The sequence below is a fragment of the Desulfovibrio sp. ZJ369 genome, assembly GCF_011039085.1.
GTDB lineage: Bacteria > Desulfobacterota > Desulfovibrionia > Desulfovibrionales > Desulfovibrionaceae > Desulfovibrio.
This window is the reverse complement of record NZ_JAAKEI010000107.1, coordinates 1-684: the sequence shown is the minus strand read 5'-3', so window position 1 is coordinate 684 and position 684 is coordinate 1. Positions and strand designations below refer to the sequence as shown.

The following is a 684-nucleotide window of genomic DNA, read 5'->3' as shown; positions in this document are numbered from 1 at the left end:
CAACTCATCGACCGGGAATGTGGAGGGCGTGATCAGGCTACCCTCCACAGATTGATGGAGCGATTGAAAAAGTGGAAAGTCTGGTTTTACTGTACGGACAAGTGGAAGGTTTATCCTCTGGAGATAGGCGAAAACGATCTGCTTCAGGGGAAAAGTGGCACAGTCCGCATAGAAAGGAACAATTGTCGCCAGCGTCACTGGTTTGCCAGATTCCGCCGAAAGTCGGTCGTTGTTTCACGAAGTCTGCACATGGTTGACTTGACGATGGCTCTTTTTGCCAGATTTCATGTGAATGGAACTCTGGATGACATTAAAACATTATTTAGTTAATACTCTCGCAAAAGGAAAAGGGAGCCCGCCAGGCTGAAATCTGGGGCATTTGAGCGGGAAGGGCCGGAGCATGGAAGCTCCAGCCCTTTTCGTCCAGAGCATTTTCTCTTTGAAAATGCTCTGCTGACGCGAAAGCGGCAGCCGCGCAACGCGGCGTACATTCAGGCGAAAACCGTGTTTTTCGCCTGAATGTCACCTTTGACTTTCATAAAAAGTCAAAGGTAATCTGCTCTAGAGCAATTTGACTTTTATTTTATTTAGAAATCGTTTAGATTGCAGAGATGAAATTTGCATCTGAAGAAATCCGAACCAAGGCTGTTCATGCGTATCTTGATGGAAAAGCAACAGCCAGGC

Annotated in this window: 1 protein-coding gene; it reads left to right on the top strand. The window is 46.8% G+C overall.

Annotated elements, in window-relative coordinates; all coding sequences use genetic code 11:
- Nucleotides 1-330 (top strand): IS1 family transposase (locus G7Y51_RS13515; RefSeq protein ID WP_165178286.1); only part of this gene is annotated, 330 nt, incomplete at its 5' end.
- Between the last annotated feature and the right edge of the window lie 354 nt (nucleotides 331-684).